The sequence below is a fragment of the Streptococcus infantis genome, from assembly GCF_001579645.1.
Lineage (GTDB): Bacteria > Bacillota > Bacilli > Lactobacillales > Streptococcaceae > Streptococcus > Streptococcus infantis_E.
Genome location: NZ_KQ970818.1, coordinates 98,081 through 113,424, shown reverse-complemented (window position 1 = coordinate 113,424; position 15,344 = coordinate 98,081). Strand labels below are relative to the sequence as shown.

General features: G+C 38.7%; 17 protein-coding genes and 1 riboswitch. Of the genes, 4 read left to right on the top strand and 13 right to left on the bottom strand.

The window, feature by feature from the left end:
- Positions 1 to 11 precede the first annotated feature (11 nt).
- The 13 genes from SINDD18_RS00680 to SINDD18_RS00620 all read right to left on the bottom strand — a co-directional run bounded on the left by SINDD18_RS00680 (position 12) and on the right by SINDD18_RS00620 (position 10,559).
- Positions 12 to 227: a capsule biosynthesis transcriptional regulator gene (locus tag SINDD18_RS00680; protein WP_001140700.1), complete on the bottom strand. Its 216-nt coding sequence runs from the start codon at positions 225 to 227 to the stop codon at positions 12 to 14.
- 105 nt (positions 228 to 332) lie between these two features.
- Positions 333 to 1,229 (bottom strand): SPFH domain-containing protein, encoded by an 897-nt coding sequence (locus SINDD18_RS00675; protein ID WP_000243418.1) that lies wholly within the window; start codon positions 1,227 to 1,229, stop codon positions 333 to 335.
- 82 nt (positions 1,230 to 1,311) lie between these two features.
- Positions 1,312 to 2,562 carry a threonine ammonia-lyase IlvA gene (ilvA, locus tag SINDD18_RS00670; protein ID WP_061862728.1) on the bottom strand — a complete coding sequence of 417 codons (1,251 nt, stop codon included), beginning with the start codon at positions 2,560 to 2,562 and terminating at the stop codon, positions 1,312 to 1,314.
- An 80-nt stretch (positions 2,563 to 2,642) separates the two neighbouring features.
- Positions 2,643 to 3,665 (bottom strand): ketol-acid reductoisomerase, encoded by a 1,023-nt coding sequence (gene ilvC / locus SINDD18_RS00665; protein ID WP_000290683.1) that lies wholly within the window; start codon positions 3,663 to 3,665, stop codon positions 2,643 to 2,645.
- A 65-nt stretch (positions 3,666 to 3,730) separates the two neighbouring features.
- Positions 3,731 to 4,207 (bottom strand): acetolactate synthase small subunit, encoded by a 477-nt coding sequence (gene ilvN / locus SINDD18_RS00660; RefSeq protein WP_001253809.1) that lies wholly within the window; start codon positions 4,205 to 4,207, stop codon positions 3,731 to 3,733.
- The gene (locus SINDD18_RS00655) at positions 4,200 to 5,900 is read right to left on the bottom strand and encodes an acetolactate synthase large subunit (protein ID WP_061862727.1); all 1,701 of its coding nucleotides are present in this window, start codon (positions 5,898 to 5,900) and stop codon (positions 4,200 to 4,202) included. The genes ilvN and SINDD18_RS00655 overlap by 8 nt, the downstream gene beginning before the upstream one ends.
- Positions 5,901 to 6,112: 212 nt before the next feature.
- Positions 6,113 to 6,802, bottom strand: coding sequence for a 50S ribosomal protein L1 (gene rplA / locus SINDD18_RS00650; RefSeq protein ID WP_001085672.1), 690 nt, complete (start codon positions 6,800 to 6,802; stop codon positions 6,113 to 6,115).
- Positions 6,803 to 6,898: 96 nt separating this feature from the next.
- Positions 6,899 to 7,324 (bottom strand): 50S ribosomal protein L11, encoded by a 426-nt coding sequence (gene rplK / locus SINDD18_RS00645; RefSeq protein ID WP_001085808.1) that lies wholly within the window; start codon positions 7,322 to 7,324, stop codon positions 6,899 to 6,901.
- Positions 7,325 to 7,518: 194 nt separating this feature from the next.
- Positions 7,519 to 8,001: a GNAT family N-acetyltransferase gene (locus SINDD18_RS00640; protein ID WP_061863216.1), complete on the bottom strand. Its 483-nt coding sequence runs from the start codon at positions 7,999 to 8,001 to the stop codon at positions 7,519 to 7,521.
- Entirely contained in the window at positions 7,976 to 8,395 is a 420-nt protein-coding gene (locus SINDD18_RS00635) for a hypothetical protein (protein ID WP_061862726.1), read from the bottom strand. The genes SINDD18_RS00640 and SINDD18_RS00635 overlap by 26 nt, the downstream gene beginning before the upstream one ends.
- A gap of 27 nt (positions 8,396 to 8,422) precedes the next feature.
- Positions 8,423 to 9,073 carry a phosphatase PAP2 family protein gene (locus SINDD18_RS00630; RefSeq protein WP_061862725.1) on the bottom strand — a complete coding sequence of 217 codons (651 nt, stop codon included), beginning with the start codon at positions 9,071 to 9,073 and terminating at the stop codon, positions 8,423 to 8,425.
- A complete protein-coding gene (locus SINDD18_RS00625; protein WP_061862724.1) occupies positions 9,063 to 9,626 on the bottom strand; it encodes an ECF transporter S component in 564 nt (187 codons plus the stop codon). Before SINDD18_RS00625 ends, SINDD18_RS00630 begins: the two co-directional genes overlap by 11 nt.
- Before the next feature lie 163 nt (positions 9,627 to 9,789).
- A riboswitch (FMN riboswitch) is annotated at positions 9,790 to 10,007 on the bottom strand.
- 48 nt (positions 10,008 to 10,055) lie between these two features.
- Entirely contained in the window at positions 10,056 to 10,559 is a 504-nt protein-coding gene (locus SINDD18_RS00620) for a tRNA (cytidine(34)-2'-O)-methyltransferase (protein ID WP_061862723.1), read from the bottom strand.
- Positions 10,560 to 10,952: 393 nt separating this feature from the next.
- On the opposite strand from SINDD18_RS00620, the gene trkA reads away from it, so the two are divergent.
- From trkA to SINDD18_RS00600, 4 genes are all read left to right on the top strand, one after another.
- On the top strand, positions 10,953 to 12,302 hold the full coding sequence (gene trkA / locus SINDD18_RS00615; RefSeq protein ID WP_061862722.1) for a Trk system potassium transporter TrkA: 1,350 nt from the start codon (positions 10,953 to 10,955) through the stop codon (positions 12,300 to 12,302).
- Positions 12,303 to 12,305: 3 nt separating this feature from the next.
- The gene (locus SINDD18_RS00610) at positions 12,306 to 13,745 is read left to right on the top strand and encodes a TrkH family potassium uptake protein (RefSeq protein WP_045763704.1); all 1,440 of its coding nucleotides are present in this window, start codon (positions 12,306 to 12,308) and stop codon (positions 13,743 to 13,745) included.
- Positions 13,746 to 13,895: 150 nt separating this feature from the next.
- The gene (locus SINDD18_RS00605) at positions 13,896 to 14,528 is read left to right on the top strand and encodes a hypothetical protein (RefSeq protein WP_061862721.1); all 633 of its coding nucleotides are present in this window, start codon (positions 13,896 to 13,898) and stop codon (positions 14,526 to 14,528) included.
- A gap of 61 nt (positions 14,529 to 14,589) precedes the next feature.
- Entirely contained in the window at positions 14,590 to 15,282 is a 693-nt protein-coding gene (locus SINDD18_RS00600) for a CPBP family intramembrane glutamic endopeptidase (RefSeq protein WP_061862720.1), read from the top strand.
- The last annotated feature ends 62 nt before the right edge of the window (positions 15,283 to 15,344 follow it).

The window sequence follows — 15,344 nt, the reverse complement described above, 5'->3', positions numbered from 1 at the left end:
CAAAGAGCCGATTAATCTTCAAATTTTTCATGATTTTTTTCATAGAAATCAATTAATCCAAGGGCTGTTTCAAAGGAAATATTTTTAACTTTTGCACGTCCTTGAGCTAGAGCAATGATAGACATTTCACGTGCATTCGTTTCTTTAGAAATACGATAACCAGTGATCTTCTTATCACGAACCCAGCTAACAACTGATTCTACTTTTTCAAAGTTAGTCTTAGCCATGTTTTTCTCCTATTTTATTCTTTACGATATTTAATTGTATACGTTTTTATGGCATTTGTCAATAAAAAAACATATATCCAATCAAATAAGACGTTAAGATTACATTTACTTAGCTTTCAAAGCCGATAATATATGGGTTCGTATATCTTCAACTCCGTTAGGATTTGCTGGTAAGAAAATTGTATTATTACCTTGTTTTTCTGCAAAATTATTCAATGTATCTAAATACTGGTTAGTTAACAAGATTGACATGATTTGCTCTTCAGTTAATTCAACATTGGCTCCTTTTAACTCTTTAATAGAATCAGCAAGTCCATCAACAATTGCTTTTCGTTGCTCTGCGATCCCCACACCATGTAGGCGATCCTTTTCTGCCTCTGCTTCGGCCGCTGTTACGATCTTAATTTTATCTGCTTCGGCCAATTCTTGTGCTGCTACTCTCTTCCGTTGAGCAGCATTGATTTCATTCATCGATTGCTTGACTTCTGCATCCGGCTCTACTTTGGTAATGAGCGTTTTGACGATAATGTACCCATACGTTGACATTTCTTCCGCTACTTGTTTTTGAACTTCTAATGCAATTTCATCCTTTTTCTCAAACAATTCATCCAAAGTTAACTTAGGAACTGATGAGCGCAATGCGTCTTCAATATAAGATTTGATTTGAGCCTCAGGTCTCATTAGTTTATAGTAAGCATCTGTAACATTTTGTTCATTTACTCGGTACTGTGTCGCAACATTCATCGTCACAAATACGTTATCTTGAGTCTTGGTTTCCACAACGATTTCACTTTGCAAGAGACGCAGTTGTACACGAGCTGCAATTTTATCAATCCCAAATGGTGCTCTTAGGTGAATACCACTATTGCTCAATTTTTGATACTTACCAAATCGTTCAATGATAGCTACTGATTGTTGTCGAACAACATAGATTGAGCTCATTAATATAGCTCCTACAATAAGCATTAGAATAATTAGAACAAGTATAACTTTTAAAACCATGGGAATCTCCCCCTTTCTTCACTTACATTATAGCACTAGTAAATAGGTTAGGCAAATAATATGATAAAAATTTCATAGCATATTAAACAAGCATATTATATAGGGTCTCATTCCCATTCAAGTTAATATAAGACGGGTCGAATTTTTCCATCCGATGAATCAATCCCGCATAATCATGTTTATCAGCAAGTGCAATCCCTATTAGTACTGGACCAGTTCCCTTGCTAGCTCGTTTGATATATTCAAAACGAGTAATATCATCATGAGGTCCTAAGATATCATTTACAAACTCTCGAAGTGCTCCCGGACGTTGTGGGAAATTCACTACAAAGTAATGCTTGATACCATCATAAATCAAGGCACGTTCTTCCATCTCTGGCATACGGTTGATGTCATTATTCCCTCCAGAAATGATACAACAAATGGTCTTGCCCTTAATATAATCGGATAATACTTCTAGAGCTGCAACACTAGCAGCACCCGCAGGTTCTGCTACGATACCTTGTTTAGAGTAGAGATCAATTAAGGTCTCAGAAATCAAGCCTTCATCTACTCCGATAAGAGTTTCTACATGTTTGCGTGTTGCTTCATAGGTCAACTGTCCTACTTTTTGCACTGCAATCCCATCTGCAAATTTATCAATTTCTTTAAGTTTAACCGGTCCTCCAGCTTCAAAGGCAGCCTTCATAGAACGAGCACCTTCAGCCTCTACTCCAATGACCTCAATCTGAGAATTTGTTTCTTTAATATAAGTAGAAACACCTGAAATGAGGCCTCCACCTCCAACAGGTACCAAGACAGTATCAAAATCAATAGATTCTTTACGAGCTTCTTCTAAAATTTCATAGGCTACCGTACCCTGACCAGCTTGAACATAGGGATCATCAAAGGGATCAATAAAAGTACGATTTTCAGCTACAGTAAAGTCTTGAGCAGCCTTGGCTGAAGCATCAAAAGTATCCCCTACTAATTTGATCGTCACAAAATCTCCTCCAAAGAAACGGACCTGACCAATTTTCTGTTGAGGTGTCGTAATTGGCATAAAGATTGTTGCAGGGATCTTCATCTCATTACATGTGTAGGCAACTCCTTGAGCGTGATTTCCCGCTGAAGCACACACTACACCACGTTCACGTTCCTCTTTTGTCAATTGCGAGATAGCGTAATAAGCTCCACGAATTTTAAAAGAACGGACACGTTGAGCATTTTCCTTTTTAAGATAAATTTTCGCTCCGTATTTTTCGGATAAATAATGATCGTAGTCAAGTGGAGTATTGACCACTACACCACTCAGAATCTTGTGGGCTTTCACCACATCTTTTGCTCTTAGCATAAACTCCTCCTCGATGAGTTTTCAATATAAAAAGCGAGTTAGGTTCCCCCCAACTCGCCTTCTGTTTATATTCTTAAAAATTAGTTGTAGATTTTGAATGCATCATCGTCGTTTTTACCGACAAATGGCATTGCTTTACGCAATTCTGCACCAACTTTTTCAATTTCAAGGTTAGCTGCTTGTTCACGGTAGGCAGTCAATTTTGGACGTCCAGCTTTGTAGTCATTTACAAAGTCGTTGGCGAATTTACCATTTTGGATGTCCGCAAGAACTGCTTTCATGTTTTCTTTAACTTGTTCAGTGATTACACGTGGTCCTGAAACATAGTCACCATATTCAGCAGTGTTTGAAATTGATTGACGCATTTTCTTGAATCCACCTTCATAGATCAAGTCAACGATCAATTTCATTTCGTGAAGAACTTCAAAGTAAGCCAATTCTGGAGCATAACCAGCTTCAGTCAAGACTTCAAAACCAGCTTCGATAAGAGCAGTCAAACCACCACAAAGAACTGCTTGTTCACCAAACAAATCTTCTTCAGTTTCTTCTTTGTATGTTGTTTCAAGAAGACCTACACGCGCTGCACCAACACCTTTACACCAGTCCATAGCGATGTTTTTAGCATTTCCTGTTGCATCTTGGTAGACAGCGTAAAGTGCTGGAACACCAAATCCTTCTTCGTAAGTACGACGTACCAAGTGTCCTGGTCCTTTAGGAGCACACATAAAGACATCAACATCTGCAGGAACTTTGATGAATTCGAAGTGAATGTTGAAACCATGTGCAAATCCAACAGCATTTCCAGCTTCCAAGTTTGGAGCAATTTCTGCTTCGTACAATTCTTGTTGGATTTCATCTGGTGCCAAGATCATGATAACATCAGCCAATTTAGTTGCTTCTGCTACTGTGTAAGTGTCAAAACCATCTTCTTTTGCTTTATCAAAAGATTTACCTGGACGTACACCGATGATCACATCGCGACCTGAATCACGCAAGTTTTGAGCGTGCGCATGTCCTTGTGAACCATAACCAATAACGGCGATTTTTTTACCGTCAAGTGCTGCTACTTTTACATCTTTTTCGTATTCCATTTGAACTGCCATAGTTTTTTCTCTCTTTTCTATTTTTATTGCCTGTTAGGCTAGTTTAACAAATTTAAGTTGGATTTTTAGTCGCGGGTAAATCCAGTTGCACCCGTACGAGCGATATTCTTAATACCGTAAGGTCGAATGACTCGAATCAAAGCTTCACTCTTTTCTGCATTCCCGGTCATCTGAATGGTAATAGAACTTGGAGCTACATCGACTACTGTTGCACGGAAAGGTTGGATAATAGCCAAAATTTCTGCACGTTTTTCAGCAGGCGCTGAAACCTTTATAAGAATTACTTCTCGTTCTAAGTGGGGCTGATCCGTAATATCACGAATACGAATTACATCAATCTGACGATTCAGTTGTTTGATGATTTGCTCCACCTCATCATGTGAGGCAACATCGATGATAATGGTAATTCGTGACACATTAGGATTTTCCGTTGCACCAACAGAAATGCTTTCGATATTGACTTGACGTCTCGATAAGACTCCTGTGAAGCGATTGAGAACACCTGAACGGTTTTGAAGTTTGGCTGTTAACATTCTACGCATTAAACTTCACCCCCAACATCTCATGATTACTCTTACCAGCTGGTACCATCGGCAAAACATGTTCTTTCCGAGAAATGTCTACTTCAATAAACATTGGTTCATCTTCCATGATGACTTCCAAATCCTTCTCAAGAGTTTCAGGATTATCAAACTTATAATTCTTAATTCCATAGGCTTGAGCCATCAATTGGAAATCTGGAAGGCTATCAAAGACCGACTCTGAAGTTCGACCATCATAGAAGGCTTCTTGCCACTGGCGAACCATCCCGAGTGAATGGTTATTAAGCATGATGACCTTGATTGGAATCTTGTAAATATTTAAGATTGCCAATTCTTGATTGGTCATCTGGAAACCGCCATCTCCGACAAAGAGAACAACTTCTTTATCTGGATTAGCAATCTTAGCACCAATAGCTGCTGGGACTCCGAATCCCATAGTTCCTAGACCACCTGATGTTACCAATTGACGCTCGTTTTGGTAAGGATAATATTGAGCCGTCCACATTTGGTGTTGTCCAACGTCTGTTACGACAATGGCATCGCCATTGGTCAACTCACCGACGCGTTCAATAACTGCTTGAGGTTGAACCACACGTTCCTTCTTATCATAAGAACGAACACGATTCTTATCTTTGGTAACTTTTTCAATCCACTTTTCAGTATTGTTACGAACGATTGGCTCAGCTAGTAACTGCTGCAAAGCCTTTTTCGCATCACCGACAACTGGAATATCAACAGCGATAATCTTACCAATCTCTGCTGGATCGATATCGATATGCGCTACTTTAGCATTCTTTGCAAAGGTCTTAGGATTTCCTGTTAAACGGTCATCAAAGCGGCAACCAATAGAAATCATAAAATCAGCCTCAGTCATGGCAATATTTGCTGCAAAGGAACCATGCATTCCGCCCATTCCCAAAAACAGTGGATGGCTAGTTGCGATTGTTCCCTGTCCCAAAAGACTTGTCACAACTGGAATTTGATAACGCTCTGCAAATTCATTTAACTCCCCTGCAGCCTCAGCATAGCTAATTCCACCACCAGCTAACAAAACTGGCTTCTTAGCCTTAGAGAGTTGCTTCAAGATCTTCTTGATTTGCATATCATTTGGCTCAAGTGTTGGCTGATAACTTGGTAAATCTATCTCTGGAGAGTAAATGAAGTCTGTCTCAAGCGCAGAAACATCTTTTGGTAGGTCAATGACGACTGGCCCTGGACGACCTGTAGTCGCAATATGCACAGCTTCTGTAATAATTCGCGGAATATCCGCAGTTTCTCGAACCTGATAATTGTACTTAGTGATTGGCATGGTGATACCAACGATATCAGCTTCTTGAAAAGCATCCTTACCGATTCCCGCTCTTGCAACTTGTCCTGTGAAGACCAAAAGGGGAACACTATCGCTCATAGCATCTGCGATCCCTGTAATGGCATTTGTAGCTCCTGGTCCGCTTGTGACGACTGCAACACCCAGTTTTCCTGTTGACTTAGCATAACCTTCAGCTTCGTGAAGACAGCCCTGCTCATGGCGACCTAGAATATGGCGGATTCCCTTAAAATTATAAATAGCATCATATAAAGGAAGTACTGCTCCACCAGGATAACCAAAAATCGTGTCGATTCCTAAGTCGCGAAGTGTTTCCAAAACAAGATCCGATCCCGTCTTAGGTGAGTCTAAAATGATTTTCTCCATCGTTCCCCTTTCTCTTCTCTTAAAAATAGCTTGTTACTATGATACCATTTTTTCAAAAATTTTCAAGAGAAAAGAGCAAATTTTCTGAATTTTCTATCTAGATACTTTACAATATTAAATGAATTAGAAAGTTTATACGTATTTTTATTTTTTTAATAGAAAAAAGGTTGAAACAAACTTGTCTTCAACCTTTCATGTTAAATTATTACTAATTAAAGTGAATTAACGTCTACCTTGATACCAACACCTTGAGTAGTTGTGATTGTCAAGCTTGTTACGTAAGTTCCTTTAGCAGTAGCTGGTTTAGCTTTTTGGATTGTTTCGTTGAATGCTTTGAAGTTTTCAACCAACTTGTCAGCTTCAAATGAAACTTTACCGATAATCGCTTGTACGATACCTGCACGGTCTGCACGGTAAGTGATTTTACCACCTTTAGACTCTTCAACTGCTTTAGCAACATCCATTGTTACAGTACCAGTTTTAGGGTTTGGCATCAAGTTACGAGGTCCAAGGACACGTCCAAGACGTCCAACAAGAGCCATCATGTCAGGTGTAGCGATAACTACGTCGAAGTCCAACCAACCGTCGTTGATTTTAGCAACAAGGTCATCTTCACCAACGAAGTCTGCACCAGCAGCTTTTGCTTCTTCAGCTTTTGCACCACGTGCAAATACAAGAACGCGAGCTGTTTTACCAGTACCGTTTGGCAATACCATTGCTCCACGGATTTGTTGGTCAGCTTTTTTAACGTCAATGTTCAAGTTGTAAGCAACTTCTACAGTTGCATCAAATTTTGCAAAGTTAGTTTCTTTTGCAAGAGCTACAGCTTCTTCTACGCTGTATGCTTTTGTGCTGTCGATCTTCTCAAGAGCAGCACGAAGTTGTTTGCTTTTTTTAGCCATTTTCTATTCTCCTTGTAAGTGGTTCAATCGATTTTCATCTCCCACGTCACTTCTCGAAATGATGAAGTCTTGCGGGTTATATAGGGATGTTATTGATTAGTCAACAACAGTGAATCCCATAGAACGAGCAGTACCTTCGATCATACGCATTGCAGACTCAATGTTTGCAGCGTTCAAATCTGGCATTTTAGTTTCTGCAATTTCTTGTACTTGTGCACGAGTAACTGTAGCAACCTTAGTTTTGTTAGGTGTACCTGATCCTTTTTCAACACCTGCAGCTTTTTTCAAAAGAACAGCAGCTGGTGGTGTTTTTGTAACGAAAGTAAATGATTTGTCTTCGTATACTGAGATAACAACTGGAATGATCATACCAGCTTGGTCAGCAGTACGAGCGTTGAACTCTTTTGTGAATCCCATGATGTTGATACCAGCTTGACCAAGAGCAGGTCCAACCGGTGGAGCTGGTGTAGCTTTACCAGCAGGGATTTGCAATTTTACAAGTTTTTCGACTTTTTTAGCCATTTTTAAATCCTCCTTTGTGGTTTTGGCGGTAATTTAGAGATTTTTACCTCCCACAAGTATGCTTTACGCATACCCATCTATTATACACTATTTTAAAAAAATTGCAAGAGAAATTTTTATTTTTGATATTTCTTTATGTTACACCTTTTTTGGTGCAATTAATCTTCAAAATCTTCTACCATGATGGAAAGAATTCATTCGCTCAAAGTCAGTACAAAACTCAAGCCCTTTTCAGTAGCACCGCTTTCCACAAAACCAAGAGACTCAAAACATCTTATAGAGATACGATTGAAAGTGTAGATTTCTTGAACTTTCAATTGTTTCCAATCCTTTTGCCGAGCTAGATCAATCAAAATCTTCAAAATCTTGCGTCCAAGACCTTGATATCGATAAGTTGGATTGCCAATCACAATAGGAAGATTCTCTTGAGATAAGGTTACATCCCCAATTGGAAGCCACTCTCCCTTTTCTCGAAACTCAATCCAGAACAAATCCCCGTGACTCTCTAAATAGGAATACATAGCATTTAATTTTTCTGAACTATAAGGTATTCTAATACCGTCTACAAGTTCCACCAAATCCACATCTTGATACCAGGCCAAAGCTGCATCCTGATGATCTGCTAAAAAATAGGGAACTAGACGTAAGGAATCATCTATCTGAATGATTTTTGTCATCATTTTCTACTCCTAATACTAGCTCCGCTGCTTGATTAAAACCATCACACCAGTTATACCATCTTGCTTCATATTCATCTTGAGGTAAGATATGATTTTTTAAATCAAGAACAGAGTATATCTTTCTTTTCTCACAAGCTTGCGCATAGAGATGATATAGTTCATCACCTCCATCTCTATCAAACTCAGCAGAAATTGTATCCTGACCTACCAACAAAGCCTGATAAGCCCTGTGATGGCCATCTGTAATCAAGAAGCAATTTCCAAATGCAAGAACGCTAATTGGATTGATATTGGGCTTTTCTTTCGACTGATAAAGCATCTGGATATCTTGTAACTTCTTTTCTGATAAGTATAGTTGAGTCGGATGAAGATTCTTTATGTTGACTTCCATTTTTATCTCCTCAAGAAGGGGCAATTCCTACTTCTGTTTTCCTTTGAAGCGCCATTGAAAACGCAGTTTATCGTAGAAAGGAAACTCCATAAACAAAACTCCTAGGCCTACACAAAGGCTAGCAATCACATCTGATGGGTAGTGAACTCCCAGATAAATTCTTGATACCAATACACTGACTAAGTAAATACCAAGTCCGATTTGCACGACTTTTCTCCAAGTTGTATTCTTAATCCGTTGGCTCAAAATCACAATCAAAGTTCCAACCATAATCGTTACTGCCAGAGAATGTCCACTAGGAAAAGAAAAACCTTTTTCCTCTACTAGATGTACTATTTCTGGTCTAGGTCGTTGGTAGATATTTTTAAAAGTTACGATTAAGATTCCAGCTAAAGTCAAATTCCCCAGCATGAGATAACTTTCCAGTTTCCATTGTTTACGGTAAAAAATAAAAGCTACAATGAGGACCCAAGTGATAATGACTGGGATATCAATTAAATGTGTGATTGTTTTGAAAAGGAAGGTCAAGGAAGCAGGTAAGTCACCTCGAATAGCAGTCTGGATTGGTTGATCAAAGCCAATCAGCATATTAGGGTAAAACTTGACAATATAACCTAAAATTACAAAAAGCAAAAGGGCAAAAGAGCCCTTCATCAAATATGTTTGTTTATCTTTCATGGTATTTTAAAGTTGGTTTCAAAAGGACAAATAACAACCAGAAAGAGATGGCAAAGATAATACCTTCAATCAGATTAAAAGGCAAGACCATAGTCATCAGGTAGTTGCTCAATCCTAAGATTTTCTCAATATCAAAATTAGCAAACTTAGCGTACAAAGGAACAGCATAGACGTAGTTCAGAACTAGCATAGCTAGAGTCAAACCAAGCGTACCAGCTAGTGAAGCTAGGACGAAACGCATGGTTGTTCGCTCTTTTTTCCAAATCAAACCAAAAGCAAGCACAAAGACTCCCAAGGCAACAATATTCATCGGTAAACCAATATAGGTACTAACCCCTTGATTGTTCAAAAGAATTTTCAACAAGGACCGAAGGAAAAGCACTCCAAAAGCTGCTGGTAAATCCAAGACTACCAAACCCACAAGGACCGGTAAAATACTGAACTCAATCCTCAAAAAGGATGCCGCTGGCAAAAGCGGAAAGTCAAAGTACATCAACACAAATGAAAGCGCTGATAGAATTGCAATGGTCGAAAGTCGACGTGTGTTTGTCATAACAGGTTCCTCCAATTTTCTATAAAATCAGAAGAAGTTGGAAAGGATTCCTCTATCTACCCTCTATTTTTATTTTTAAATTCCAAAAGTTTCCCCTCACTCTGTTTAAGCAAGCGGTTGCAATTTACCTATAAAAAATCAATTAGAATAGACAAAGCCATTCTTTCGTCTTCTCCCATCCAGACTATACTGTCGGTTGTGGAATCTCACCACATCAGCTTGCGCTCGCGGACTTCTTTTACTAAGATATTTTGGATTAATCTAGGCGTCGCAGTCGAAGATGATACTTAAGTATATCAAGACAAGACAACGACGAGTAAGCCAAAATAGCTAGTAAAAGTCACCGCCGGTCGGGAATCTCACCCAGCCCTGAAGACCCCTTTATGATAACAAAAAAAGCTTGCAAGCGCAAGCATTTTATCTAAGTGTTTATTTCAATTTATCTGTTTCATAAGTGTGAACCAGTTCGAGGCCCACAAAGTTTTGTTGTCGGAGAGCCTCATAGACAATCATACATACTGTATTAGATACATTCAGGCTACGAACATGTTCATCATTCATCGGAATTCTGAGAGACTTTTCTGGATGCTCACGCATAAATTCCTCAGGCAAGCCCTTATCTTCACGCCCAAAGAGAAAATAATGATCTCCTTCTGTCGTGAAATCTGCATCTGAATAGACTTTTTCTGCAAACTTGGAAATCAGGTAGAGATGACCATCCATTTTTTCCATAAAATCAGCCAAGCTATCATAAAAATGAATCTCAAGCTTGTCCCAATAATCTAGACCTGCCCGCTTCATCTTACGATCATCAATAGGAAAACCCATCGGTTTGATAATATGAAGGGGCGCATTCGTTGCTGCGCAAGTACGAGCAATATTACCCGTATTTTGTGGAATCTGGGGTTCAAATAATACAATATGATTTGCCATGCCTTGTTTCCTCTCACTAGTGCAAAAAAATAGCCACACTGCTCGGAGTCAAGCTCAGCAAACAGCGTGGTTAAGGCATCGTTAACTTACCTCACAACAGGTTTGAAGTAAATCAGCGAAACTACTGTTTTAGTATATCACTTTCAGCTTGAATGTCAATAGAAATGACTTGATTTTTTCAATTTTTTTACAAACATATTTACATTAGCTTAAAATGCTTATGTATTCATTAGAATTACACGAAAATAGCTGATTTATATCTTAAATTTTTAACAAGTAAGATTATCAGTGGGACAATTTTCTACCCTAATAATGAAAAGAGTCGGTTGCCGAGTGCATTTTATTCTAAAAAAGAGTATGATAGATACATATTGAAAAAGTAGGTTATTTGATATGAAGATTATTCTTGTCGGAGGGGGGAAAGTTGGTTCTGCCCTTTGTCGTTCACTTGTCGCTGACAATCATGATGTTGTCTTAATTGAACAGAACGAAGCGGTTCTTAATTATATGACAAGCCGTTTTGACATTATTGGAATTGCTGGTAATGGGGCTGACTTTGCCATGCTAGAAGCTGCCAATGTTCAAGACTGCGATATTTTCATCGCTATGACTCAGTATGATGAGGTCAATATGGTCTCTGCTGTCTTAGCTAAAAAGATGGGGGCTAAAGAAACCATCGTCCGTGTCCGCAATCCTGAGTATTCCAACCCTTACTTTAAAGAAAAAAATATTCTCGGATTTTCTCTTATTGTCAATCCAGAACTCCTTGCAGCTCGTGCTATCGCTAATATCATCGATTTCCCAAATGCTCTTTCTGTTGAGCGTTTTGCAGGTGGTTTGGTTAGTTTGATGGAATTCAAGGTTCGAATTGATAGTAATATTTGTCAGATGTCTATTGCTGATTTCCGTAAAAAGTTTGGTAATGTTATCGTTTGTGCCATTGAGCGCGATCATAAGCTCATGATTCCAAGTGGGGATATGGTCCTCCAAGATAAGGATCGGATCTTTGTTACAGGTAACCGTGTAGACATGATGCTTTTTCATAACTATGTCAAATCTCGTGTCGTTAAAAGTTTACTCATTATTGGAGCTGGAAAAATCGCTTACTACCTTGTTGGTATTTTGAAAGATAGCCGTATTGATACCAAGGTCATTGAGCTTAATCCAGATCGTGCAGCATTTTTCAGTCAAAAATATCCAAAACTCTATATTGTGCAAGGTGATGGAACCGCAAAAGATATCCTCCTAGAAGAAAGCGCCCAACACTACGATGCTGTCGCAACTCTAACTGGCGTTGACGAAGAAAACATTATTACATCTATGTTCTTAGATAGTGTTGGTGTTCAGAAAAACATCACCAAGGTCAATCGAACTAGCCTTTTAGAGATTATCCATGCACCTGAGTTTTCTAGTATTATCACACCAAAAACCATCGCTGTAGATACTATCATGCACTTTATCCACGGTCGTGCCAATGCCCAATATTCAGATCTTCAAGCGATGCACCACCTTGCAAATGGACATGTTGAGACTCTTCAATTTCTCATCAAGGAAGCCAATAAAATGACTGGCAAACCCTTGTCTCAATTGAAATTCAAAAAAGATTTGTTGATCGCTGCTATTATTCGTAATGGGAAAACAATCTTCCCAACAGGTGAAGATAGCCTTCAAGTCGGTGATAAGTTAGTTGTCATCACACTACTATCAAATATCACCAAGATTTATGATCTGTTAGAGAGGTAAGCTATGAATAGAAGTATGGTACGATTTCTTCTTGCAAAGCTACTCTTGATCGAGGCTGGTCTACTTTTAGTTCCAGTTAGCATTGCTCTTTATTATCGAGAATCGAGTCAAGTTTTTACAGCTCTTTTCTCTACCATCGGGATCCTTGTTGTTCTAGGTCTTCTTGGAATCATCAGCAAGCCTAAAAAACAGCGAATCTATGCAAAAGAAGGGGTCTTAATTGTAGCCCTCTGTTGGATCCTCTGGTCATTCTTTGGTGCCCTTCCCTTTGTCTTTTCAGGGCAAATTCCCAATATGATAGACGCCTTCTTTGAGATTAGTTCTGGCTTCACAACAACGGGAGCAACCATTTTAAATGATGTTTCGGTCTTAAGTCGTTCTCTTCTATTTTGGAGAAGTTTTACCCACCTCATCGGAGGGATGGGGGTACTGGTTTTTGCCCTAGCTATTATGGACAATGCTAAAAATAGTCACCTAGAAGTTATGAAGGCTGAGGTTCCAGGACCAGTATTTGGCAAGGTTGTATCTAAGCTAAAAAATACAGCTCAAATCCTTTATATCCTCTACCTGGCTATGTTTGCCCTCTTTGTGGTTATTTATTACCTTGCTGGGATGCCACTCTACGATAGTTTTGTTATCGCTATGGGTACTGCTGGTACTGGTGGCTTTACTGTTTATAATGACGGAATTGCCCACTATCACAGTTCTCTCATCACCTATCTGACAAGTATCGGGGTTTTAATGTTTGGTGTCAATTTCAACCTTTACTACTACCTCATGCTCCGTCGTATTAAGGAATTCTTTTTTGATGAAGAACTCCGAGCCTATCTCTTGATTGTAGCCATATCAACTGGCTTAATCACGCTTAACACACTCCACCTCTACAGCGGAGTTTCACAGAGCTTTGAGATGGCCTTCTTCCAAGTATCTAACATCATTACCACTACCGGTTTTGGATATGGAGATATCACGAACTGGCCTTTGTTCTCTCAATACATCTTGCTAATGCTGATGGCAATCGGTGGTTCTGCAGGCTCCACTGCAGGTGGTCTCAAGGTTATCCGTGGAGTCATCCTATCTAAAATTGCTAAAAATCAAGTCTTGTCTACCATATCACCTCACCGCGTTTTAACTCTTCAGGTTAATCAAACGGTTATTGATAAGGATACCCAGCACAAGATTCTGAAGTACTTTGTGGTTTATATCATGATTTTACTCAGTTTGATTTTCATCGTCAGTTTAGATACCAATAATTTAATGGTTGTCACGAGTGCTGTTTTCAGTTGCTTTAACAATATCGGTCCTATTTTAGGAACAACTGCAAGTTTCTCAATTTTTAGTCCATTTTCAAAACTTCTACTATCCTTTGCTATGATTGCAGGACGTCTTGAAATCTATCCAATCATACTACTCTTTATGAAGCGCACTTGGTCTAAACGTTAGAACACCTATCTCCTCTCTTCAAGGAACCCTTGAAGGGGGATTTTTTAGTTTCAAAAGACAAGACAGCCCTAAAAATCGACAATTGGGAATTTAAGGACTTTTCTCTCCTATCTTTTAGCTATAATAAGAAAAAAATATAGGGGATACTTTATGGAAAAAGTCATAAAATCAATTCGACTACTCTTGTTCTTTGCCTTAATCCAACTGGCACTTTGTAGTTGTATCTTTTGGTCTGGAACCTCTCTGGCCCTCAAACAATCCTGTTTTTATTTTCTACTGGCTTTATTGGGATTATCTGGGTCTTGTGCCTTTATGCATTATTTATCTAGTCACAACCTGAAAAGAGATAGACTGATTGACAGGAGTCGCTTTATCTTTTTATTTTATAGTATGATGATTGTGGTCAATCTCTGCGGGGTTGGGCTGGTTCTATCAGAGACTATCGTTACTGTCAACTTACTTCAAAAAGAAGCTGTAGATCTCATCCTCCCCTCCTTCTTTTTTCTCTTTGGAGTTGATCTCGTTACCTTTCTCCCCTTGAAAAAATGGAGAAGGTTACAAAAAAATTCCAGTAGCAAGGAAGTGAGATTTTCCGTCATCATCATTTCTATTTTAATCTTCCTACGTAATCCAATCACCATTTTATCGATCGCTTTTTATATTGGCCTTGGCGCTTTATTTCTCAGTTTTTTATTCCCCAAAAACTTAAGACAAGAAGTGTCATTCTACGGTCATTTGATTCGGGATATTCTATTTGTCGTCTGTACGTTCCTCTTATGGTAACAAATAGAATCCTTGCAATAATTATGTTATAATTAATAAAAATTTTTTAGGAGATACATCAATGAACTTTTTTAAAGATTTTCGTAAGCGACTCGCTTGGTTTGGGATTTTGTTAGTAGCTATCTTTCTATCTCAGACTCCTATGCTAACTCTAGCTATACTAACTAAAATTCAGTTTAATCCAATCTGGTCAACAATTCTTGTGTCCCTTATTTCGATTCTTGTGCTTGCTATCTTTTTATACGGAGCCCATAAGAGCAAGTTGCTGGATTTAAAATCTAAACTTTTCACCGTTAACGATCTTCCTCGCATTCTCTTTAGCTACCTAGCTATTTATGTTGGAAATCTTGTGGGTGGAATCTGGTTACAACTCGTGAAGCAAACAACAACTTCTAATCAACAAGTAATTAACAACCTTATTTCTGAAAGCTCTCTGATTAGCAGTTTCTTCCTCATCGTTTTAATCGCACCTATTTGTGAAGAAATCATCTGTCGCGGGATTATTCCTACCAAACTCTTCCAAGGCTACGAAAAGTTTGGCTATGTCATTGGTTGGCTAATCTTCCTCCTTGCACATATGCCTTCTAATCTCCCTTCCTTCTTGATTTATGGTTGGATGTCTACTGTACTCACTTGGACTGCTTATCGTACCAGACGTTTGGAAATGTCTATCTCGGTCCATATGCTACTTAATAGTATCAGCTTCATCTTACTGGCACTCTTTACAATTTTTATGAAAAATTTCGGTATCTAATACCCAACTATCCATTCCTTTAGGCTGGATCAATCGTCCTGGTCTAAGGGATTTTTTTGTTT

Excerpts from the sequence above, each read along its gene's own strand:
- ilvN (WP_001253809.1), bottom strand. The coding sequence starts at position 4,207 with ATGCGTAGAATGTTAACAGCCAAACTTCAAAACCGTTCAGGTGTTCTC.
- trkA (WP_061862722.1), top strand. The coding sequence starts at position 10,953 with ATGAAGATTATTCTTGTCGGAGGGGGGAAAGTTGGTTCTGCCCTTTGT.
- SINDD18_RS00620 (WP_061862723.1), bottom strand. The coding sequence starts at position 10,559 with ATGGCAAATCATATTGTATTATTTGAACCCCAGATTCCACAAAATACG.
- rplK (WP_001085808.1), bottom strand. The coding sequence starts at position 7,324 with ATGGCTAAAAAAGTCGAAAAACTTGTAAAATTGCAAATCCCTGCTGGT.
- SINDD18_RS00655 (WP_061862727.1), bottom strand. The coding sequence starts at position 5,900 with ATGGAGAAAATCATTTTAGACTCACCTAAGACGGGATCGGATCTTGTT.
- SINDD18_RS00635 (WP_061862726.1), bottom strand. The coding sequence starts at position 8,395 with ATGGAAGTCAACATAAAGAATCTTCATCCGACTCAACTATACTTATCA.
- SINDD18_RS00605 (WP_061862721.1), top strand. The coding sequence starts at position 13,896 with ATGGAAAAAGTCATAAAATCAATTCGACTACTCTTGTTCTTTGCCTTA.
- ilvC (WP_000290683.1), bottom strand. The coding sequence starts at position 3,665 with ATGGCAGTTCAAATGGAATACGAAAAAGATGTAAAAGTAGCAGCACTT.
- SINDD18_RS00675 (WP_000243418.1), bottom strand. The coding sequence starts at position 1,229 with ATGGTTTTAAAAGTTATACTTGTTCTAATTATTCTAATGCTTATTGTA.
- SINDD18_RS00600 (WP_061862720.1), top strand. The coding sequence starts at position 14,590 with ATGAACTTTTTTAAAGATTTTCGTAAGCGACTCGCTTGGTTTGGGATT.
- ilvA (WP_061862728.1), bottom strand. The coding sequence starts at position 2,562 with ATGCTAAGAGCAAAAGATGTGGTGAAAGCCCACAAGATTCTGAGTGGT.
- SINDD18_RS00630 (WP_061862725.1), bottom strand. The coding sequence starts at position 9,073 with ATGAAAGATAAACAAACATATTTGATGAAGGGCTCTTTTGCCCTTTTG.
- SINDD18_RS00680 (WP_001140700.1), bottom strand. The coding sequence starts at position 227 with ATGGCTAAGACTAACTTTGAAAAAGTAGAATCAGTTGTTAGCTGGGTT.
- SINDD18_RS00610 (WP_045763704.1), top strand. The coding sequence starts at position 12,306 with ATGAATAGAAGTATGGTACGATTTCTTCTTGCAAAGCTACTCTTGATC.
- SINDD18_RS00625 (WP_061862724.1), bottom strand. The coding sequence starts at position 9,626 with ATGACAAACACACGTCGACTTTCGACCATTGCAATTCTATCAGCGCTT.
- rplA (WP_001085672.1), bottom strand. The coding sequence starts at position 6,802 with ATGGCTAAAAAAAGCAAACAACTTCGTGCTGCTCTTGAGAAGATCGAC.
- SINDD18_RS00640 (WP_061863216.1), bottom strand. The coding sequence starts at position 8,001 with ATGACAAAAATCATTCAGATAGATGATTCCTTACGTCTAGTTCCCTAT.